The organism is uncultured Formosa sp. (assembly GCF_947500765.1).
Lineage (GTDB): Bacteria > Bacteroidota > Bacteroidia > Flavobacteriales > Flavobacteriaceae > Formosa.
On sequence record NZ_CANMTH010000003.1, the window covers coordinates 433,259 to 454,525 of the forward strand.

Here is a 21,267-nt window from a genome sequence, read left to right on the forward strand (position 1 = left end):
TATTATTTTGTGTTTAATACTAATTGGTTGTTATTAAGAATCCCGTAGGTTTTTCCTTTTAACGTTTCGCCTTCAAAAATAGCATTTTTAGATTTAGACACTATATTTTGGGTAGTAAATGTATATTTTGTGTCTGGGTTAAATAATGTTAAGTTAGCTAAGTTACCTATTTGTATAGGTATATTTTCTGCTCCAAAACGTTGTTTTCCTTTTGTTAAAATGTCTATAGATTTCTTTAAAGAAAATAATGTTTGTAAAGCACCAAAAGCACTTTCTAATCCAATTGTTCCGTAGGTAGCATGATCAAATTCCACTTTCTTCTCTTCAATGTTTAATGGATTGTGGTCGCTTGTAACCATATCTATAGTGCCATCTTTTACACCAGCAATTAAAGCATCTATATCGTTTTTAGTTCGTAAAGGTGGTAATACTTTATATTGTGTATTAAACTCTTTTAACACGCTGTCGTCGAAAAATAAATTATGAATTGTAACACTACACGTTACATCTAGTTTTTTCTTTTTAGCTTCTCTGATTAAATCTACAGATTTTGCAGTTGATATAGTTGGGATATGAAGTTTTCCTCCTGTATATTCTAATATAAACAAATCGCGAGCCACTTGTAATTCTTCTGCTAAAGCCGGAATCCCTTTTAAGCCTAAAGACGTACTTGAAATATGTTCATTCATAACACCTTTTCCTGCAATCTTGTTATCTTGAGGAAAGGAGCACACTAATCCGTCAAAATTATTAGCATATTGCAAAGCAATTTTCATAAGATTAGCATTAGAAACTGGTTTATTATAATCGTAATATGCAACAGCACCTGCATTTTTCATGTCGTACAACTCGGCTAAGTCCACACCATTACTCTCACGTGTTAACGCACCAATAGGTAACAAACTAACAGCATTGTTAAATGCTCTGCTCATTACAAAAGTAATATTACTGTTTGTATCTATTACAGGGTGAGTGTTTGCATTTAATGCTACCGTTGTGAAGCCTGAATAAGCTGCAGTTTTTAATCCGTTAACAATGGTTTCTCGTTCTTCTAAACCCGGTTCGCCAAAGCACACACTACTATCAAACCAACCCTGAGAGACGTGTAAGTTTTCGAGTACAATTTGTTCATAATTATTCGGGTTTTCTAAGGAAGCTCCAATTTTGGAAATACTGCCTTTTTCTACTAAAATATCAAGAGTTTGGTTATGAAACTCACTTTTAGTATCAATAATAGTTGCAGATTTTATAAGTACGTTCATTTAAAAAATTTTAAGATGAGCATTTCAATGATCAAAAAGGCTAATGCAAAAATAGCAAACCATTTCCATAGCTCATTAATTTTTGTATTACTTTTTAATGTATTGAAAAGACTCGGAATTGAATTGCTGATAGTTACATTTTTAAGCGTAGAAATATCTTGATATTCTAAATTACTTTCTTCACGATTGTAGTTAAAACTTATGTTTTTTATGGTTTCTAGCTTGTTTTTTATATTGTAAATTCCTGAAGTTTCAGGTTTATCTATTGTCAAAATCCTTACTTTATTATTAAAATATTGCTGTTGCGGAATAAATTGACTGTCTTCATTATTTATTGAAATAATATCGTCTTGATTCAGTGCGACGTCCACATCAAAACTATTTTGTTTGCCAATCGTGTAATATAATTTTGGAAGTTGTAAACTGCTTACCGCCATTTTATAAAATGATGGTACAATTAAAGCCCAACTTTTAAAATTAGAAACGTCTGTATTTAGAGGTGAAGTAAAAAGATAAACATTTGAAAATTGCGTTAAAAACGGTTTACCATCTTCAAAACTCAAAGCAGAACTCCCTAGATTTCCGCTTAACTCATAAAACTGATTGACTTTAGGGTATTGAAAATTCTGAACCTGTTTTTCAAAAACATCGTCCTTATATATTGGATGCGAATAATTTATACTTGTAATACGTTTTTCTAAATTAGTAAGTGATTTAAACGTTGCATTGTAGTGAATCAATAAGTTATTATAAGCCTTTATATTAGATTGTTTTGCAGGAATAATGACCAAATTCCCCCCTTGATCTGTAAACGACTTTAAAATATTTATTAATGTTGTCGGTATGTCTAATAATTCATTTAAAACAATGGTGTGTTGTGCTTCAATTAAATTATAATCTAATTGTTTTGCAGAAATTGAAGTGAACAGAAACTCATCTTCAGTATATATTTTTCTTAAAAACGTATCGTCACCTTCAGTAATACTTAACACATTAACTTTAGCAGGAGTATTAATATTAAAGTATAAAGTATTATCGAATTGTAATCCAGAATCTTCAATACTAAATGTTCCATTAATAATGTTTTTACTTGGAATGGTAAATTGAGTCTCAGCGTTATCGATTATAGAAACTGCAGATTTGGCTATTAATTTAGTATCGTTATGTAAAGCGATAGATAAATTTTCTACAGGATCTCCATAGTTTTTTAAAGCGAGTGTTAATTCCGTTTGCATGGGATTGCTTTTAGAAATATAAACACTGTCTAAGGCAATATTATTGGTATTTATGGGCTGTAGCTTAACCAAATTTACCTGTATTAAACTATCTATTTCTGAGGTAAAAGGAACTTTCATTTGCTGAAAATCTGAAATAAATATAAGTTGCCTTCTTTGATTAGTACTCGTGTTAAATAACGATTCGCTTTTCAGTAAAGAAGCCTGATACGATAACGGATTTGCAGAATAAGATAATTGCAGCAACTCGTTTTTTAGGGCTTTTAAAGAGGTGTTTTTGTAAACAGCATTGTGAGTAACTAAGGTTATTGTTTTATCAAAATCTACTTCAGAAATCAAATCCTGTATAGCGCGTTTTAATAAATCGCCTTGCGAACCTTTTTGCTCTAAACTAAAGGAGTTATCTAAAAAAATAACAGTTTCTTTTGGTGTATCCTGAATATCTTTCTTAGTTGTAAAAGGTTGTGTAAAAGCAAGAATAACACAAGCTAAAAGCAGTAAGCGTGTAAGTAACGTTAACCACTTTTTTAATTGAGAGCTTTTTCGTGTTTGTTGCGATACTGTTTTTAAAATCGAAACATTAGTAAATGCTTCTGTTTTAAATCGGCGAAGCTGAAATAAGTGAATAATAATAGGAATAACTAATAAAAATAGAGCGTAAAGAAGTTCGGGGTGTTTAAACTGCATTCCTAAAATATGTTTGTCAAAGATACTAATTGCACACAGAATTAATAACAAAATTTTAAAATTCACGCAAAAATTTAAACTCATCTAAATCCGTAATATTTTTTTTAACAAAATGTTTTATCCGTTTTTTTGTAACAGATTGTAACTTTGAATCACAAATAAAGAAACCAAAAAAAGTTTATGAAAAATCAATTTTTAGCTTTAGCCTTTGCAAGCGTGGTACTTGTAGGTTGTGGCTCTATTAAAAAGGTGTCTGAAGCCGATACGGCACTTGGAACACCAATTGCTACATCTATTAATCTTACTAAAGTTGTAGACGATAAAGCTCCTGTAACAATAAATCCTGGTCGTTTTACTCAGGACACAGTGATTTATAGGTTACCTCATGTGGTACAAGGCACATATGCTGTAAGCGATTTCGGGAAATATATAGATGATTTTAAAGCGTATAATTATGAAGGTGTAGAAATTCCGACTAATAAAATTGATGTTAACTCTTGGAGCATTACAAATGCAGAAAATTTAGATTATATTACTTATTATGTAAACGACACTTTTGATATTGAAGAAGAAGGTGGCATAGGAGGGGAGCAACCTTTTTCTCCCTCAGGAACTAATATTGAACCAAACAATTACGTATTAAATTTACACGGATTTATTGGATATTTTGACTCTTTAAAGAACAACCAATATACTTTAGATGTAACTTCTCCAGAATTTTTTAAACGTACTTCTGCTTTACAAAAAACAAAGGAAACAACAAGTGAAGATGGCAAAGTTGTGACTACAAGTTATTATGCACCTAGATATTTCGACATTACTGATAACCCAATGATGTACGGCGATTTAGATGTTGAAGAATTTCAAGTAGGTGATATTAAAATCGTTTTAAGTGTATATTCTCCAACCAAAGCACATACAGCTAAAAAATTACGTGCAACCATGGAAAAAATGATGCAAGCTCAAAAAGCATTTTTAGGAGATATTAATACAACACCGCGTTACGATATTTATTTATACTTAGCAGGCGAAGGTGAAGATCAGCCAAAAGGTTTTGGTGCCTTAGAGCATAACACATCTACAGTTGTGGTACTTCAAGAAGATGAATCTGATGAGTCTTTGGATGAAAGCATGATAGATGTGGTATCTCACGAATTTTTTCATATTGTAACACCTTTAAGTGTACACTCCGAAGATGTGCATAATTTCGATTATAACGAACCTACATTTTCAAAACATTTATGGATGTATGAAGGTATAACAGAATATTTTGCAACCTTATTTCAAGTAAATCAAGATTTAATTGATGAGCCTGCGTTTTATTCAAAATTAGTAGATAAAATTAATATGTCGTTACGTATGGACGATACCATGAGTTTTACTAAAATGAGCGAAAATGTGATAGACGAACCTTATGCCTCTAATTACTATAATGTATACCAAAAAGGAGCTTTAATAGGAATGTGTATCGATATTATAATGCGTGAAGAAAGTAACGGCCAACGTGGTGTTTTATCTTTAATGAAAGAATTATCTATAAAATACGGCAAAAATAAACCATTCGATGACGATACTATTATAGATGAAATTACAGTAATGACATATCCAGCTGTTGGCGAATTTTTAAAAATGCATGTTATAGGTACAACGCCTATAGATTACAATGTTTATTTTAATAAAGTAGGCTTAGTTCAAGAAAATGGTAAAATTGAAACTAACTTTTTATTAAATAATGGAAACTTAATTCTTGGAGGAGATCCTATAAAAAGAACCATTTTCTTTAGTGATTTAGTTATGGACAATAGTTTTTGGAACGATCAAGGTGTTTTACCAAACGATGTAATTAAAAAAATAAATGGTGAAGAAATGACTATTATGAATGCTAATGAAATACTTCAAAAAATGATTTCTATGCAACCAGGAGAAGACATAGAAGTTGTTTTAGATAGAAATGGAGTAGAAGTTGTTGTTAAAACTAAATTAACAAAATCGTATACAACTGGAAAAGTATTACAACCAAACGCAAAGGCTACAGCAAAACAAAATGAATTACGTAAAGCGTGGTTAAAAGGATAATTCATTAAAAAAAATAAAAGGTTCAGGTGTTAGCATCTGGACCTTTTTTATTTTCTAGGATGATATTTTTCTACAACGTCTGCAAGATGTTTCTTATCTAAATGCACATATATTTCTGTGGTGGTAATACTTTCATGACCTAACAATAATTGAATAGATCTTAAATCGGCATTATTTTGAAGTAAATGGGTTGCAAAAGAGTGTCTAAACGTATGCGGAGATATATTCTTATTTAAATTTATTTTTATGGCTAATTGTTTTATAATTGTAAAAATCATAGCACGGGTAAGTTGTTTTCCTCTTCGATTTAAAAACACAGTATCTTCATGTCCTGCTTGAATGTTTAAATGCGGACGAATCTGCTCTATATATAGAGTAATGTATTTTATGGTAGATGGTACTATAGGTACAAAACGTTGTTTATCTCCTTTACCTGTTACGTTTATAAAACCTTCATCAAAATATAAATCAGAAATTTTTAAGTTCGTCAATTCACTTACACGTAAACCACAACTGTAAAGTGTTTCTAACATAGCACGATTACGTTCTCCTTCATTAGAAGATAAATCTATAGCTCCAATTAAACGATCTATATCTTCTTCACTTAAAGTATCTGGTAATTTTCTTCCTATTTTGGGAGATTCTATTAACTCTAATGGATTATCTGGTCTGTAATCTTCAAAAATAAGATAGTCAAAAAAGCTTCTAAGCCCCGAAATAAGCCGAGATTGAGACCTCTCGTTCAAATTTTTGGCCGATTCGTAAATAAATTTTTGTATTAAATCCGAATTTATAATAATGGGAGATTTACATATTTCACTTTTTTCTAAGAAAGTTATTAGTTTCTTAACATCTAAAACATAGCTATTTACCGAGTTTGTTGATAATCCACGTTCAATTTTTAAAAATAATCCGTAATCTTTTAAAGCATTTTCCCATTTCATCTTTTAAAAATAAGATAAATTATTTTAATTTTTTATTTATTAATCTCATAACTTTCATTGTTAATTAATCATAAATTCTTATTTTAGTAGTCCCAAACTATTAAATTAATACCTACTTATTATGAAAAGAGAAATTGTTCTTACAATTGTTCTGCTGTTCTGCGTATGCGGAATTTACGCTCAACCCCTAGCGTTTGAAAATCCTGAATTTAGTATGGACCGTTGGAAACCTAGCGGAATTAGTGCTGTATTTACAGGATTAAATATTCAAGATGGTCTAAACATTGGACTTGGTGCTTCTGTACCTTTAAATTCTGCAAGTGATGTTGTATCTTATGGTGCTTTATTAGACGTAAATTATTTATACCAAGTGCGTAGAAATTTTGCTTTTGGTCTTGCTGCTGGTTATGGCATTTATTTTAATGAAGAAGAAACTGCCGATTGGGGACCTATAGATAAAGGTAAAGATTTTAGATATTTTCCAGTTGCTGCAGCAACACGATTTGGACTAAGTAACGGTATCGTTATGGGTGCAGATATAGGATATGCTATTGGTGCTAGTGATAATTTTGATGGAGGGTTTTACTTTAGACCTTTAATAGCGTATAATTTATCTGAAATATTTCAATTAAACCTATCTTATTCCGGTATTTCAAACGATTGGACATGGTCGGCTGCTAGTGTAGGTTTCACAATTAATCTTAACGATTAAGAAAACAATATGTTACAAGAATGGTAATTTAATAAAATAATACTAATTTTGTTGCTTTATAAACATTTTTTCTAACCAATAAATGTTTAATTATAAATCAATAACTCTTATTATGAAAAAAAATTACTTTGCCTTATTATTTATTGCATTTGCATCAATAGCTGCATTTGCTCAAACCACCGTTGTTCGTACCACAACGACAACAACTACTAATCCGCAAACAACCACTTATAGAGCTTTACCAACAGGTCACTCTGGTTTAAATGTAGGAGCTAGTTTTATGTTACCGGTTTACGAATTGAATGATTACGCATCTGCAGGATTTTCAGCAGATGTAAATTATTTAATGCCAGTAGCTCCATTATTAAATATGGGGATTGCTTCAGGTTATGGTGTTGTTTATAATGACACTGATTACATTTTTGATTATTATGAAAAGGAAGATGCTCAATTTATTCCTGTAGCATTAGCCACACGTTATGTGCCTACTAATCAGATTGAATTTGGAGCTGATTTTGGTTATGCTATTGGTGTGAGTGACCAATTTAATGGTGGGTTTTATTATAGACCAATGATTGGTTTCAATTTAAATGAGAAGATTCAATTAAACCTGTCTTATACAGGTGTTAGTAATAATAGTTGGATTACATGGTCTACATTAAACTTTGGATTTATGTTTAACTTAAACTAAATCCAATACAAAATATTTAAAAAAGGTGAAATTAAATTTTCACCTTTTTTTATGTGATAATGTTTTATACTTTTACTTTATGAAAAAAATTTTAATTTTAAATGGGCCTAATTTAAACTTATTAGGAAAGCGTGAACCTGCAATTTATGGTAGTTTAACGTTTACAGATTTCTTTGAAACCATTAAAGAAAAATACAGTTCAGTAGAATTATCGTATTTTCAATCTAATACAGAAGGTGAGATTATAGATAAGATGCATGAAGTTGGTTTTAGTTTTGACGGTATAATCTTAAATGCAGCTGCTTATACACATACATCTGTTGCTTTGGGAGATGCCGTTAAAGCTATTGATACTCCTGTGGTAGAAGTGCATATTTCTAATACATTTTCTAGAGAAGCATTTAGGCATCATTCATATATTTCTCCGAATGCTAAAGGTGTTATTCTTGGTTTTGGATTACAAAGTTACGAACTTGCTATACAAAGTTTGTTATAGTAATTAAGATTATATCCAGTCTATAAATAACTTGTTATAATCTTAATTACTAAATGTAAATTACAACCATTCTACTTTATCTTCAATAGGGTTTGGTATGCGTTCAGGGTTTAGACCGTCATAATATCCTACATATAAAAAGCCAAGACATTTTTCGTTTGTATTAAGTGTGAAAAATTCATTCATAGTGGTAATTAATCCAGGAGAACTCCAATAGGCTCCAAGCCCTAAATCTGTAGCCATAAGCCACATGTTTTGAACCGCCATAGCCGTCGCTGCAACTTCTTCCCATTCCGGAATACTTTCTTCAGGATCTCTTTGCATACAAATAGCTATTATCGCTCCTGCATTTCTAGAATTTCGTTGAATTTTATTGTATTTAAATTCCGAGAATTTATCTGCTGTTTCTTTAAACTTTTCAGAAAGAAACACACCCAATTCTACTTTAGATTTGCCTTGTAAAACTTTAAATCTCCATGGCTCTGTACGTTTATGTGTTGGTGCCCAATTCGCAGCTTCTAAAAGGTGTTTAATAGTTTCTCTAGAAATGGGGTCTGAATTATATTGATCGGGAAAAACCGAGCGTCTATTTTGTATAAGGTCTTTTAATTCCATTTGGTATGTTTTATTCAAATGTAATAATAGCAAATGCAATTACTAAAGTGTTTGTGATAATTTTGACTAAAAATGGGGTTTCATTATAATTTCTATTCATCATATTCAAACTTTTAAAATAAAACACAATTGGTTTAGACGACATTTCTGGTGATAAATTATTTTTAGCCTCTAGTTATAAATTCATTTAATTATAACAATAGAGTCAATCTTAAAATCAATAGAGTTTACCCGTAAAATAAACATTTACGATTGATTTTTAGACAAAATAATTTTCTTGTTAAAATGCTGTTAAGCCTTATGTTTACTAGGATTATGGCTTTTATATTTATTTTTTTAACCAAATAAATCAATAAAAACAATGAAAAAATTAATTGTATTTACAGGAGTATTATTATTTGCATTAACATCTGTTCATGCGCAATCAGATTCTAAAGCATTTCAATTAGGAGTAAAAGGAGGTGTTAATTTTTCTAAACTTAGTGGAGATGATTTTGATGATGTAGATTCAAGAACAAGTTTTAATGCAGGTTTAGTTGCCGAAGTTCCAATTTCTGAAAGATTCTCTTTTCAACCAGAAGTATTTTATTCAGGTCAAGGTTTTGATCTTTTAGAAAGAGATCAGGATAACGTTTTTGATACAAATGAAAATGTAGAGTATCAATTAGATTATATTCAAGTTCCATTATTACTAAAAGCTTATCTAATTAAAGGATTAAGTGTTGAAGCTGGTCCACAATTTGGATTTAAAATTCATGAAGAATTTGATACGGAACCAAATTCTGATGGTGGTGATTTAGAAATCGATAGTGATGATTCTTATGTGAAAGATTTTGACACTAGCTTAGCATTTGGTACATCTTATAAATTTGATAACGGTTTCTTTTTAAGTGCACGTTATACCATGGGGTTAACAAGTATATTTGAAGACAATACACTTTTTGAAAACGTTGATGGTAAAAATGATGTATGGCAGTTTGGTTTAGGTTACATGTTTTAAAATCAATTGCTTAACATATAAAAAAAGTCTCAGATAAATCTGAGACTTTTTTTATTATAAATAACTAATGATAGTCAAAAAAAGGTGATTTGGATATATATCCAAATCACCTTTTCTAAATTATTTGTTGTAATCTAGATGTGAATTACTTCATCATAAGCAGCTGCAACAGCTTCCATTACCGCTTCACTCATAGTAGGGTGAGGGTGAATAGTTTTTAATACTTCATGACCAGTAGTTTCTAATTTTCTACCTAAAACAGCTTCAGCAATCATATCGGTAACACCAGCACCAATCATGTGGCATCCTAACCATTCGCCATATTTAGCATCAAAAATAACTTTTACAAATCCATCTTTATTTCCAGAAGCACTTGCTTTACCAGAAGCAGAGAATGGGAATTTACCAATTTTTAATTCGTAACCTTTTTCTCTAGCTTGTTTTTCTGTTAAACCAACACTTGCAATTTCTGGAGACGCATAAGTACAACCAGGAATGTTTCCGTAGTCAATTGGTTCAACATGCATTCCTGCAATTTTTTCAACACATAAAATACCTTCAGCAGAAGCTACGTGAGCTAAAGCTTGACCAGGAGTAATGTCTCCAATAGCATAATAACCAGGCACGTTAGTTTGGTAGAAATCGTTAACTAAAACTTTATCACGATCTACAGCAATACCAACATCTTCTAAACCAATATTTTCAATATTAGTTTTAATACCTACTGCAGAAAGTAAAATATCAGCTTCAAGAACTTGTTCTCCTTTAGCTGTTTTTACAGTGGCTTTAACACCATCTCCTGATGTATCAATAGTAGTTACTTCAGCAGATGTCATAACGTTAATTCCAATTTTCTTGAAAGAACGTTCTAATTGTTTAGAAACATCTTCATCTTCAACAGGAACAATATTTGGCAAGTATTCAACTACAGTTACTTCAGTACCCATAGAATTATAAAAATATGCAAATTCAATTCCAATGGCACCAGAACCAACAATAATCATTTTCTTTGGTTGTTCTGGTAATGTCATTGCTTGGCGGTAACCAATTACTTTTTTACCATCTTGAGGTAAATTAGGTAATTCGCGAGAACGTGCACCAGTAGCAACAATAATGTGATCTGCACTATATTCAGTACCATCTACATCAATTTTTTTACCAGGTTTTAATGTTCCGTAACCTTCAATAACATCAATTTTATTTTTTTTCATTAAAAACTGAATACCTTTACTCATGCCTTCGGCAACACCTCGGCTACGCTTTACAACGGCACCAAAATCTTTATCGAATTCTTTTACAGATAAACCATAATCATCTGCATGTTTTAAATATTCAAATACTTGAGCCGACTTTAAAAGGGCTTTAGTAGGAATACATCCCCAATTTAGGCACACACCACCTAGGTTTTCTTTTTCTACTATAGCAGTTTTAAAACCTAATTGAGACGCTCTAATAGCGGTTACGTAGCCTCCAGGACCACTTCCAAGAACAATAATATCGTATTTACTCATGATTAATTCATTAAATCGTTTAGTGCTACGAATTTACAAAACCTATTCCAAATAATGTATTTAGACAGACAAAAAAATAGATCTTTTATTACCTTTGCTTTGTAAGTAACTATATATGAATATAAACCAAACCAGTAATCCGCGTATTGTAATAATTGGCGGAGGTTTTGCAGGGGTTTCCTTAGCAAAAGTATTATCTAAACAAGACGTGCAGGTTGTACTTCTAGACAAACATAACTATCATAATTTCCAACCTTTACTTTATCAGGTCTCTACAGGCGGACTAGAACCTGACTCTATAGCATATCCAATTCGTAAAATACTTAAAGATTATTCAAATTTTCAATTTAGATTGGCAAATGTATTAGAAATAGATACCGTTAAAAATAATATCATCACAGATATTGGACATTTAAAATACGATTACTTGGTAATTGCTTCGGGATCTGAAACTAATTATTTTGGAAATACATCTATAGAAACGAATAGTATGGCCATGAAAACCATACCACAAGCTTTAAATTTAAGAAGTTTAATTCTAGAAAATTTTGAGGAAGCATTACTAACCACAGATTTGCAAGATCGGAATGCTTTAATGAATTTTGTAATTGTAGGAGCTGGACCTACAGGTGTAGAGCTTGCAGGAGCTTTAGCCGAAATTAAAAAAGGTATTTTGCCTAAAGACTACCCTGATTTAGATACGCGTTTAGCACAGATTAATTTGGTACAATCTGGTGATCGTATTTTAAAAGAGATGAGTGAAGTTGCCTCAGAAAAAGCTGAAACTTTTTTAGAAGACCTTGGTGTAAACATTTGGAAAAATACTCGTGTTTCTAATTATGATGGAAAAATAGTGACAACAAATACCGATATTACTTTTAAAACAGCCACCATGATTTGGGCTGCTGGTGTAAAAGGTGCCTCTATAAAAGGAATAGATGCAAAAGATTTATCCAGAAGTAATAGAATAATAGTTAACGAATTTAATCAATTAAAAACGTGTCCAAATATTTTTGCAATAGGTGATGTTGCACAAATAGAAACAGAATCAAACCCAAATGGCTACCCCATGATGGCCCAACCAGCCATCCAACAAGGGAAACAATTAGGTAATAATTTAAAACGCTTGTTAGATGGTTTACCATTAACTCCTTTTATATATACAGATAAAGGATCTATGGCTACTGTTGGAAGAAATAAAGCAGTTGTGGATATGCCAAAGTTTAAATTTCAGGGTGTTTTTGCTTGGTTTGTATGGATGTTTGTACATCTTTTCTTTTTAATCGGATTTAGAAACCGTATGATTGTATTTATAAACTGGGTTTATAATTATATCCGATTCGATAGAGAAGCACGATTAATTATTCGTCCGTATAAAAAGAAGTTAAAGTCCGATGAGTAATTTAAGACTTAGGTACAAACTTTAAAGCCACACCATTAATACAATGTCTTTTTCCTGTAGTTTTTCTAGGACCATCATTAAACACATGTCCTAAATGACCACCACAAGTTGCGCAATGTTCTTCAGTACCGTACATACCGCCGCTGCCTTTAGAAAAAAGCACATTCCCTTTAATATAGTCATCAAAACTTGGCCATCCTGTACCTGAATCAAATTTAGAGTCACTTTCAAATAAAGGTGTATCGCATGCAGCACATACATAAGTTCCTGGTTCGTAAATCTTATTTATCTCACTAGAGAATGGTTGTTCTGTGCCTTCTTGTCTTAAAACACGGTATTGTAAAGGAGTTAGCTGTGCTTTCCATTCAGCATTAGTTTTTACAATATCATACGTTGTACCTTTGTTGTCTTTCTTTTGAGAAAATCCGTTACAAGAAACAAGACTTATAACTAGGCATAAAAATAAAATAGGTTTCATATTACATTTCTTTTATTTAAATTGTCGTTTTATATGACTATACTTACGAAAAAATTGTTTAATTCGTTTTTTTATAATTTTGATTAAAAAAAATACATTTATGAAATTCACTCCCCGTGTTTGTTTTTTAGCTAGCATGTTCGTTTTTGCATCTTGTGCAACCAATCCTTTTACAGGTAAACAAACCATGGCTTTTGTTAAGAATGATAATTTATTCGCATCATCTTTTCAACAGTATGATACTTTTTTAAACGAAAATAAAGTCGTAGTAGGCACAGATGATGCTGCACGTATTACCCGAATAGGACAACGCATTGCAAAAGCTGCAGAACGTTATTTAAATGCTAACGGGTATGTTGGGTATTTAAATAACTATAAGTGGGAATATAATTTAATTGAAGACGATACCAAAAACGCGTGGTGTATGCCTGGTGGTAAAATTGTATTTTATACAGGTATTTTACCCGTAGCTAAAACAGATGCTGGTATTGCCGCTATTATGGGACACGAAGTTGCACATGCTTTAGCGAATCACGGACAGCAACGTATGAGTGCTGCTTATATTCAGCAAGGTATTGCTTTAGCAGGAAATGTAGCTTTTACTGAAGAACAAAGCCGAGATATATTTAATCAATATTACGGTATAGGATCTAATGTAGCTGGTATGTTACCTTTTAGTAGAAGTCATGAATCTGAAGCAGATAGAATTGGTATTATTTTAATGGCTATTGCAGGTTATAATCCAGAAGCAGCTCCTGAATTATGGAAACGTATGGAAACAAGTAATACACCTGAAATTTTAAGTACACACCCAGCTAATGCAAGTCGAATTTCTCAATTAACAAAATTGGTACCCGACGCTATTGCTGAAGCTAAGAAATTTGGAGTAACGTCGTTTATAGATTAATTCTTAGCAATACTTTACGTTTAAAATTTCTATTCTATACAAATGAAGATATATCCAAAAGGAAGTAAAAAACTATTAAATGCTTGGGCATTCTATGATTGGGCAAATTCGGTTTATACTTTAACAATTGCCTCTACCATATTTCCTATTTTTTATGGAGCGCTATTTTTAACAGATAATAAACAGATTCATATTTTTGGAACAGATATAAAAAACACTGCACTTATCTCGTTTATAACGGCTTTTGCTTTTTTAGTGATTGCTTTTTTATCACCTATACTTTCTGGTATTGCCGATTTTATTGGAAATAAGAAAGTGTTTATGAAATTCTTTTGCTACACAGGTGGATTAGCTTGTATTGGATTAAACTGGTTTAGCCTAGATTATATTTATTTGAGCTTAACTTTTTATTTTCTTGGATTAATAGGATATTGGGGAAGCCTAGTCTTTTACAATTCGTATTTACCAGATATTGCGTTTCCAGAACAACAAGATAAAATTAGTGCTAAAGGGTTTTCTTTAGGTTATATAGGAAGTGTTTTATTATTGGTTTTTAATTTAGCCATGGTAATGAAACCTGATCTATTCGGAATTACGGGTACAGAAGGAGAAGCGGCTATGAAAGCCATGCGTTATTCTTTTATTACTGTTGGAATTTGGTGGATTGTGTTTAGCCAGTATACCTATGATATATTGCCAAAAGGAGTTAAAACAGGAAATAAGGTTACAAAATCTGTATTATTTAACGGCTTTAAAGAATTAAAACTTGTATTCGCCGATATAAAAGAAGATTTAAGATTAATGCGCTATTTAAGAGCCTTTTTTGTGTACAGTATGGCTGTACAAACAATTATGTTGGTTGCTACTTATTTTGGTGAACAAGAAGTAGATTGGGGTGGAGAGCAAGACAAAACAATGGGACTTATTGTTAGTATTTTGGTAATTCAAGTTGTGGCTATTTTAGGTGCATTCTTAACATCTAGAGCTTCAGAAAAATTCGGAAATATAAAAACGCTCATTGTAATTAACTTTATCTGGATGTGTTTATGTTTTTATGGTTATTTTGTAGAAACACCTACACAATTTTATATTACAGCAATGTGTGTTGGTTTGGTTATGGGAGGAATTCAAGCCTTATCTAGATCGACTTATTCTAAATTTTTACCCGATACAAATGATACGACATCCTACTTTAGTTTTTACGATGTTGCAGAGAAAATAGGAATTGTAATTGGAATGGTAATTTACGGTACTATCGATCAAATTACAGGTAGTATGCGAAATGCAATTTTGTTTTTATTTGTATTCTTCTTAATAGGAATTATACTCTTATTAAAAGTACCAAAATCTGAAAAAATATAAATTTCAAGCATAAAAAAAAGCATCTTTAAACAGATGCTTTTTTTTATGTAAAGATGTTCTTAATTCATTTCTATACTTCCAGAACCAGAAACTTTAGAATCCTCTTTTTCTGGATTCCCTCTATAAGCAATATCTCCTGATCCTGATACACGTGCTTTTAAAAAGCTTGTAGATACAACTTCTGCATCTCCAGATCCTGTTACAGATACATCTGTATTTTTAGAATCTAAATCAAATCCATGAAAATCACCTGAACCGGTTACAGAAATATCGGATTTTTCCGTTTTTCCCTTCAAAGTTAAATCCCCAGAACCCGTTACGCTACCTTTTATATTCGTACTCATAACATCTAATATTATGTCTCCAGATCCTGTAATACTAACTTTTAAATCATTAGAATTAATTATATTCTGATTATATAAATCGCCTGAACCAGTTAGAGACACTTCAGAAATATCTTCAAATGGAATGGTTATTACAATATCTTTAGTTGTTGTTCTAAAGCTAACACCATCCTTTAATTTTACAACTAATACATTATTATGTACTTCAGTCTCAATAAAAGGTAATAAGTTAGATTCTCCTTGTAAAATAATGTTCCCTTCGGTGCCTTTTACTAAAATAAAATCCATAGAACCGGCACATTTAATAGCATCGTAAGTGGGAGTAGATCTGTTTGTGGTAACAATGTCTCCATTACCATTTATACTATTAGAACTATACTGTGCGCACGAAGTAAATGAGATGGTAAGAATTGTAATAATGAATGCTTTTTTTAAATTTACTGTTTTCATATTTTGATTGATTTGATGATTAATTTTTTATAAACGAAACACTTCCATAATCCGAATTTATTCTTATTGTATTTCCAGAGTTAGAATTGCCATAATAGCCTTTGTAATATTTATCGCCAGATTCGATACGTTTTACATTAAATTCAAAACCTTCTTGATCGCGTAAATCGGCGTATTCTAAATCCAATTCGAAGTTAAAATAATAGTTAGAATCGTAACCAATTTTAATACCCACATAATCTGAATCGATATTAACATTATTGGCATTTGCAGACATATTTTTAATTTTTATAGAACCATAATCCGCATCAATATTAACAGATTTATATACATCTCCAATAACAACGGTTAAGTAATCGCCCTCGCCTTTAAAGTAATTCACTTTATCTATAGTCATACTTCCGTAATCACAGTTATAGTTTACATTTTCTCCAATTTCAACTTTACTATTAGTATAGTCTGCTTTAATAAAAAGGTCTTTTGTTTTAGCAACAGTAAATCCACTATAATCTGCATTTATGGTACCACTTTTAATATATTCAAAATAGGAATTAGAAGTGTAATCAAATTTAATTTCATTGTCACTTCCCATTAATTCTTTGGTTGTAATTTTACCGTAATCGCAATTAATTTTTGCACGACCTTCAAGCTTATCTAAATTAATGGCGCCATAGTCATTACTTAAATCTACGCTATTGGTAATTGGCATTTTTACAATGTAATTAATTTTCATGTTTACATTGCCAGAGCCATTCCAATCCCACCATTTAGACTTGGTTTTACTAAAAATTGTTTTAGCAGATACATAACTAGCAGAGGCATTAAACTCTACAGTAATATCGTCAAGTTTGTTTTGAACTTTTTCTGAATCATTTCCATTTGTTGTAATTCTAATTTCGAATACAATACGGTTTTCGTTCCATGTAATAATATCTACATTTCCATAGCTATTATCTATATTTAGAGTCGCATTACTATTTACTTTAAACTCTTTTTTAATAATTTTTTCTTCAGAATATTTTGCCTTTATGGGGGTATTTGCCAACGCCGTATAAGGCATAAGTAAGAGTAAAAAAATGATGTTATATGGCAGTTTGATTTTCATTTGGAATATTTTTTAATTGTTTAACATGGTCTATAGTTTCCATTACACTTTCTAAAATTTCAATTCGATTTTGAAAATTTGAAATCATAGCATAAATAACGCGTTTATCGTTGCCACTCTTTGTTAAATCTAATTTTAGAGTTTTGTAATTCGCTTCAAGCACATTTAATTGTTTTAAAGCATCTTGTATTAAGGGTTGCACTTCTGGTGCATTTTCTTTTTTTAATTGTTTTAGTTCTTGAGCAATAGTAGCAGTAAAAAAGCTTTGTGTTTTAGCCATTTCTGGAGAGACACTTGCTAAATCCGAATGATCTTGATCTTGCTTCTGAAATGTGAAAGTGAGCGTTATTAATAATACTATTGTTGCAGCTACAGCTAATAATGGTTTTAAAAACGGATATGTTTTTTTAACGGGCTTAACCTCTGTATGCTGATTTTTCAATTTCGCTAAAAACCGATCTTCGTGATGTGTATTTGGTGTTTCAACATCAAAATCGTTTTGTAACGTCTTAAAAAGATCTTCTAAATTATCTTCTTTCTTCATAATCTTTATTTTTAAACGACCTGTTGTAATTTTTGTCTTAAACTCTCTTTTGCTCTAGAAATGGTTGTTCTGCAATTGGCATAACTAACATTCATAATACTAGACATTTCTTCGTAATCGTAGCCTTCTATTAAATGTAAAGTGAGCGCTATTCTATAACTATCTTTTAATGTATTCATCATTTTTAATACATATTTTGCTTGCGCATTAGATTCTTCATCTTCATTTATATCTACATCAGTATCTTCAATCTTATACATTACAGTATCGTAAGGCACATCTTCATATTTACTATTTTTATTAAAATGATGAATGCTGTTGTTAACCACTATACGCTTTAACCAGCCTCCAAAAGTTTTAATATCTTTTAACGATTCTAACTTTGTAAATGCCGTTAAAAACGAATCTTGCATAATGTCTTCTGCTTCAAAACTGTTTTTTACAATTCTAAACGCTGTGTTATACATGGCATGATAGTATCTGTTATAAACTTCCAATTGGGCCGATTGGTTTCCTTTTTTACAGAGTTCTATTAATGAATCGATATGTTGGTTGGTTGGTGACAACTACAAATAATTTCTAATGGGTTGTTATAAAGATGAAGGTATTAATTTATTGTTACAGTTTAATCATTAAAAGTTTTTGAAAAAAAATTAACTTGGCATATTAATTGAAAAATGTATATTGTATTTTTTACAAAACATTGCTTTAATAAGCTAGTTTTGAGAACAATATTCGATTAGTAAAATATTAATAAAAATAAAACAATCTGTTTTAATTGTATAATAATGACAGATTGACTTAAATCTATATATGAAAAAATCTAATTTTTTAAGTCTTGACAGTTTGTCATTTCAGGAATTTGACGAGAATTCAGAATTAATTCCTTTAATGACACCAGAAGATGAAGAAGAAATAAATAAAGAAAAACTTCCAGATACCTTACCAATTCTTTCTTTAAGAAATACAGTTTTATTTCCAGGTGTTGTTATTCCAATTACTGCTGGTAGAGATAAATCTATTAAACTTATTAATGATGCCAATAAAGGCGGAAAAGTAATAGGAGTAGTGTCTCAAATAGATGAAAATGTTGAAGATCCTGGAGCCAAAGATATTCACGAAACAGGAACGGTTGCTCGTATTTTACGTGTTTTAAAAATGCCTGATGGTAATACAACCGTTATTATTCAAGGAAAAAAACGTTTTAAAATAAACGAAGTTATTACTGAAGATCCGTATTTAACAGCTACGATTTCTGAAGTTCCTGAAGTTAAGCCTGCCAAGAAAAACAAAGAATTTGATGCCATTATAGATTCTATTAAAGAATTATCGCTTCAAATAATAAAAGAAAGTCCAAGTATTCCAACTGAAGCATCTTTCGCTATAAAAAATATTGAAAGCAATTCGTTTTTAATAAATTTTGTAGCTTCTAACATGAACTTAACGGTTCAAGAAAAACAAAGCCTTCTTGAAGCAAACGATCTTAAAGAACGTGCTTTAGAAACGTTACGTTATATGAATGTTGAGTTTCAGAAACTAGAACTTAAAAACGACATTCAGTTAAAGGTTCAAAGTGATATGAACCAACAACAACGCGAATATTTCTTACACCAACAAATGAAAACCATTCAAGAAGAATTAGGTGGTGTGAGTTACGAGGAGGAAATTGAAGAAATGAGAGCGCGTTCTAAAAAGAAAAAATGGAACGAAACTATTGCTAAACATTTCGAAAAAGAATTAGCGAAAATGCAACGTATGAATCCGCAAGTTGCAGAGTATTCTATACAACGTAATTATTTAGATTTATTCTTAGATTTACCTTGGGATGAATTTAGTAAAGATAAATTCGATTTAAAACGTGCACAACGCATTTTAGACCGTGATCATTATGGTTTAGAAGATGTTAAACGTCGTATTATTGAATATCTAGCCGTTTTAAAATTGCGTAACGATATGAAATCCCCGATTTTATGTCTTTATGGACCTCCAGGAGTTGGAAAAACATCTTTAGGAAAATCTATAGCAGAAGCATTAGGTCGAGAATATGTACGTGTATCTTTAGGAGGTTTAAGAGATGAAGCAGAAATACGCGGACATAGAAAAACGTACATAGGTGCGATGCCTGGACGTATTCTTCAAAGTCTTAAAAAAGCAGGAACATCAAATCCTGTATTTGTTTTAGATGAGATTGATAAGCTAACAAATTCACATCAAGGCGACCCGTCTTCTGCATTATTAGAAGTTTTAGATCCAGAACAAAACAGTGCATTTCATGATAATTTCTTAGAATTAGGTTACGACCTTTCTAAAGTAATGTTCGTTGCAACCTCTAACAGTTTAAATACCATTCAACCGGCTTTATTAGACCGTATGGAAATTATTAATGTTACAGGATATACGATTGAAGAAAAAGTAGAAATTGCAAAACGTCATCTACTTCCAAAACAAATAAAAGAACACGGTTTAACAGATAAGGATATTAAAATAGGAAAACCTCAATTAGAGAAAATCGTTGAAGGATATACTAGAGAATCTGGAGTGCGTGGTCTTGAAAAACAAATTGCTAAAATGGTGCGTTATGTCGCTAAAAACATTGCCATGGAAGACGAGTATAACGTAAAAATCTCTAACGAAGATATTATTACAGTACTTGGCGGACCAAAATTAGAACGCGATAAATACGAGAATAATAATGTTGCTGGTGTTGTTACAGGTTTGGCTTGGACACGAGTAGGTGGAGACATTCTGTTTATTGAATCTATTCTATCTAAAGGAAAAGGAAATTTAAGTATTACCGGTAATTTAGGTAAAGTCATGAAAGAATCGGCTACCATTGCTATGGAATACATTAAAGCAAATGCCGAAGAATTAGATTTAAACCCTGATATATTCGATAAATATAATGTACATATTCACGTGCCAGAAGGAGCAACACCTAAAGATGGTCCAAGTGCAGGTGTAACCATGTTAACATCTTTAGTGTCGCTATTTACACAACGTAAAGTAAAAAGCAGTTTAGCAATGACAGGAGAAATAACGTTACGTGGTAAAGTATTACCTGTTGGAGGAATTAAAGAAAAAATTCTAGCAGCAAAACGTGCAAGAATTAAAGAAATCATGTTGTGTGAAGAAAATAGACGTGATATTGAAGAAATAAAACAAGAATATCTTAAAGGCTTAACATTCCATTATGTTACAGACATGAGTGATGTTTTAAAATTTGCTTTAACAGACGAAAAAGTAAAAAATGCAAAGACATTATAGTTTAATATAAGGGAGTTACCTTAATATATAATTTAAAAACATCTAAAACCGTAAGGTCTTAGATGTTTTTTTTTATTCTAATTACTATAGAGCTAGATATAATAGGAGTAAAAAAACATTATTTATGTGTAAAAATATAATTGATAAATCGACGTTTTAAACTTAAGATTTATTTAATTTGC

At 31.1% G+C, this 21,267-nt stretch carries 19 protein-coding genes; 9 read left to right on the top strand and 10 right to left on the bottom strand.

Translation table 11 applies throughout. The annotated features are described in order from the left end of the window. Positions 1-2: 2 nt before the first annotated feature. Positions 3-1,262, bottom strand: a complete 1,260-nt coding sequence (locus Q1B05_RS08200; protein WP_299779482.1) for a dihydroorotase — start codon at positions 1,260-1,262, stop codon at positions 3-5. Then, positions 1,259-3,184: a BatA domain-containing protein gene (locus tag Q1B05_RS08205; RefSeq protein ID WP_299779484.1), complete on the bottom strand. Its 1,926-nt coding sequence runs from the start codon at positions 3,182-3,184 to the stop codon at positions 1,259-1,261. Before Q1B05_RS08205 ends, Q1B05_RS08200 begins: the two co-directional genes overlap by 4 nt. 180 nt (positions 3,185-3,364) lie before the next feature. Between Q1B05_RS08205 and Q1B05_RS08210 the strand changes: the two genes are divergently transcribed. After that, positions 3,365-5,260, top strand: a complete 1,896-nt coding sequence (locus Q1B05_RS08210; protein ID WP_299779486.1) for a peptidase M61 — start codon at positions 3,365-3,367, stop codon at positions 5,258-5,260. A gap of 47 nt (positions 5,261-5,307) precedes the next feature. Here Q1B05_RS08210 and xerD read toward each other — a convergent pair whose 3' ends face one another. Further along, the gene (gene xerD / locus Q1B05_RS08215; protein ID WP_299779488.1) at positions 5,308-6,204 is read right to left on the bottom strand and encodes a site-specific tyrosine recombinase XerD; all 897 of its coding nucleotides are present in this window, start codon (positions 6,202-6,204) and stop codon (positions 5,308-5,310) included. A gap of 121 nt (positions 6,205-6,325) precedes the next feature. Here xerD and Q1B05_RS08220 point away from each other — a divergent pair, with 121 nt between their 5' ends. The 3 genes from Q1B05_RS08220 to aroQ all read left to right on the top strand — a co-directional run bounded on the left by Q1B05_RS08220 (position 6,326) and on the right by aroQ (position 8,103). Beyond that, entirely contained in the window at positions 6,326-6,916 is a 591-nt protein-coding gene (locus Q1B05_RS08220) for a hypothetical protein (RefSeq protein WP_299779490.1), read from the top strand. A gap of 112 nt (positions 6,917-7,028) precedes the next feature. Next, positions 7,029-7,607, top strand: coding sequence for a hypothetical protein (locus tag Q1B05_RS08225; protein WP_299779492.1), 579 nt, complete (start codon positions 7,029-7,031; stop codon positions 7,605-7,607). Positions 7,608-7,686: 79 nt separating this feature from the next. Next, positions 7,687-8,103: a type II 3-dehydroquinate dehydratase gene (aroQ, locus tag Q1B05_RS08230; RefSeq protein WP_299779495.1), complete on the top strand. Its 417-nt coding sequence runs from the start codon at positions 7,687-7,689 to the stop codon at positions 8,101-8,103. 60 nt (positions 8,104-8,163) lie between these two features. Here the strand turns inward: aroQ and Q1B05_RS08235 are convergent, their stop codons facing one another. Continuing rightward, positions 8,164-8,718 carry a nitroreductase gene (locus tag Q1B05_RS08235; protein WP_299779497.1) on the bottom strand — a complete coding sequence of 185 codons (555 nt, stop codon included), beginning with the start codon at positions 8,716-8,718 and terminating at the stop codon, positions 8,164-8,166. A 361-nt stretch (positions 8,719-9,079) separates the two neighbouring features. On the opposite strand from Q1B05_RS08235, the gene Q1B05_RS08240 reads away from it, so the two are divergent. Further along, positions 9,080-9,718, top strand: coding sequence for a porin family protein (locus tag Q1B05_RS08240; RefSeq protein WP_299779499.1), 639 nt, complete (start codon positions 9,080-9,082; stop codon positions 9,716-9,718). A gap of 134 nt (positions 9,719-9,852) precedes the next feature. Here Q1B05_RS08240 and lpdA read toward each other — a convergent pair whose 3' ends face one another. Further along, on the bottom strand, positions 9,853-11,229 hold the full coding sequence (lpdA, locus tag Q1B05_RS08245) for a dihydrolipoyl dehydrogenase (protein WP_299779501.1): 1,377 nt from the start codon (positions 11,227-11,229) through the stop codon (positions 9,853-9,855). Between the two features lie 115 nt (positions 11,230-11,344). On the opposite strand from lpdA, the gene Q1B05_RS08250 reads away from it, so the two are divergent. Beyond that, positions 11,345-12,631: an NAD(P)/FAD-dependent oxidoreductase gene (locus Q1B05_RS08250; protein WP_299779503.1), complete on the top strand. Its 1,287-nt coding sequence runs from the start codon at positions 11,345-11,347 to the stop codon at positions 12,629-12,631. A gap of 1 nt (position 12,632) precedes the next feature. Here the strand turns inward: Q1B05_RS08250 and msrB are convergent, their stop codons facing one another. Next, positions 12,633-13,109, bottom strand: coding sequence for a peptide-methionine (R)-S-oxide reductase MsrB (gene msrB / locus Q1B05_RS08255; RefSeq protein WP_299779505.1), 477 nt, complete (start codon positions 13,107-13,109; stop codon positions 12,633-12,635). Between the two features lie 100 nt (positions 13,110-13,209). Here msrB and Q1B05_RS08260 point away from each other — a divergent pair, with 100 nt between their 5' ends. Continuing rightward, positions 13,210-14,016: a M48 family metallopeptidase gene (locus Q1B05_RS08260; RefSeq protein ID WP_299779507.1), complete on the top strand. Its 807-nt coding sequence runs from the start codon at positions 13,210-13,212 to the stop codon at positions 14,014-14,016. Between the two features lie 42 nt (positions 14,017-14,058). After that, positions 14,059-15,378, top strand: coding sequence for an MFS transporter (locus Q1B05_RS08265; protein ID WP_299779509.1), 1,320 nt, complete (start codon positions 14,059-14,061; stop codon positions 15,376-15,378). A gap of 59 nt (positions 15,379-15,437) precedes the next feature. Here Q1B05_RS08265 and Q1B05_RS08270 read toward each other — a convergent pair whose 3' ends face one another. From Q1B05_RS08270 to Q1B05_RS08285, 4 genes are read right to left on the bottom strand one after another with little or no spacing between them, the layout of a single operon-like run. After that, positions 15,438-16,172 carry a head GIN domain-containing protein gene (locus Q1B05_RS08270; protein WP_299779511.1) on the bottom strand — a complete coding sequence of 245 codons (735 nt, stop codon included), beginning with the start codon at positions 16,170-16,172 and terminating at the stop codon, positions 15,438-15,440. Positions 16,173-16,191: 19 nt separating this feature from the next. Further along, a complete protein-coding gene (locus Q1B05_RS08275) occupies positions 16,192-17,277 on the bottom strand; it encodes a hypothetical protein (RefSeq protein WP_299779513.1) in 1,086 nt (361 codons plus the stop codon). Continuing rightward, on the bottom strand, positions 17,255-17,821 hold the full coding sequence (locus Q1B05_RS08280; protein WP_299779515.1) for a hypothetical protein: 567 nt from the start codon (positions 17,819-17,821) through the stop codon (positions 17,255-17,257). Before Q1B05_RS08280 ends, Q1B05_RS08275 begins: the two co-directional genes overlap by 23 nt. An 11-nt stretch (positions 17,822-17,832) precedes the next feature. Next, positions 17,833-18,387: an RNA polymerase sigma factor gene (locus tag Q1B05_RS08285; RefSeq protein WP_299779517.1), complete on the bottom strand. Its 555-nt coding sequence runs from the start codon at positions 18,385-18,387 to the stop codon at positions 17,833-17,835. 247 nt (positions 18,388-18,634) lie between these two features. Here Q1B05_RS08285 and lon point away from each other — a divergent pair, with 247 nt between their 5' ends. Further along, on the top strand, positions 18,635-21,085 hold the full coding sequence (lon, locus tag Q1B05_RS08290; protein WP_299779519.1) for an endopeptidase La: 2,451 nt from the start codon (positions 18,635-18,637) through the stop codon (positions 21,083-21,085). Positions 21,086-21,267 lie beyond the last annotated feature (182 nt).

Bases quoted from the DNA above. Each gene is read 5' to 3' on its own strand.
- Q1B05_RS08240 (WP_299779499.1), top strand. From the start codon at position 9,080: ATGAAAAAATTAATTGTATTTACAGGAGTATTATTATTTGCATTAACA.
- Q1B05_RS08280 (WP_299779515.1), bottom strand. From the start codon at position 17,821: ATGAAGAAAGAAGATAATTTAGAAGATCTTTTTAAGACGTTACAAAAC.
- Q1B05_RS08265 (WP_299779509.1), top strand. From the start codon at position 14,059: ATGAAGATATATCCAAAAGGAAGTAAAAAACTATTAAATGCTTGGGCA.
- lon (WP_299779519.1), top strand. From the start codon at position 18,635: ATGAAAAAATCTAATTTTTTAAGTCTTGACAGTTTGTCATTTCAGGAA.
- msrB (WP_299779505.1), bottom strand. From the start codon at position 13,109: ATGAAACCTATTTTATTTTTATGCCTAGTTATAAGTCTTGTTTCTTGT.
- Q1B05_RS08270 (WP_299779511.1), bottom strand. From the start codon at position 16,172: ATGAAAACAGTAAATTTAAAAAAAGCATTCATTATTACAATTCTTACC.
- Q1B05_RS08220 (WP_299779490.1), top strand. From the start codon at position 6,326: ATGAAAAGAGAAATTGTTCTTACAATTGTTCTGCTGTTCTGCGTATGC.
- Q1B05_RS08260 (WP_299779507.1), top strand. From the start codon at position 13,210: ATGAAATTCACTCCCCGTGTTTGTTTTTTAGCTAGCATGTTCGTTTTT.
- aroQ (WP_299779495.1), top strand. From the start codon at position 7,687: ATGAAAAAAATTTTAATTTTAAATGGGCCTAATTTAAACTTATTAGGA.
- Q1B05_RS08225 (WP_299779492.1), top strand. From the start codon at position 7,029: ATGAAAAAAAATTACTTTGCCTTATTATTTATTGCATTTGCATCAATA.
- Q1B05_RS08205 (WP_299779484.1), bottom strand. From the start codon at position 3,184: ATGCAGTTTAAACACCCCGAACTTCTTTACGCTCTATTTTTATTAGTT.
- Q1B05_RS08275 (WP_299779513.1), bottom strand. From the start codon at position 17,277: ATGAAAATCAAACTGCCATATAACATCATTTTTTTACTCTTACTTATG.
- lpdA (WP_299779501.1), bottom strand. From the start codon at position 11,229: ATGAGTAAATACGATATTATTGTTCTTGGAAGTGGTCCTGGAGGCTAC.
- Q1B05_RS08235 (WP_299779497.1), bottom strand. From the start codon at position 8,718: ATGGAATTAAAAGACCTTATACAAAATAGACGCTCGGTTTTTCCCGAT.
- Q1B05_RS08210 (WP_299779486.1), top strand. From the start codon at position 3,365: ATGAAAAATCAATTTTTAGCTTTAGCCTTTGCAAGCGTGGTACTTGTA.
- Q1B05_RS08250 (WP_299779503.1), top strand. From the start codon at position 11,345: ATGAATATAAACCAAACCAGTAATCCGCGTATTGTAATAATTGGCGGA.
- Q1B05_RS08200 (WP_299779482.1), bottom strand. From the start codon at position 1,262: ATGAACGTACTTATAAAATCTGCAACTATTATTGATACTAAAAGTGAG.
- xerD (WP_299779488.1), bottom strand. From the start codon at position 6,204: ATGAAATGGGAAAATGCTTTAAAAGATTACGGATTATTTTTAAAAATT.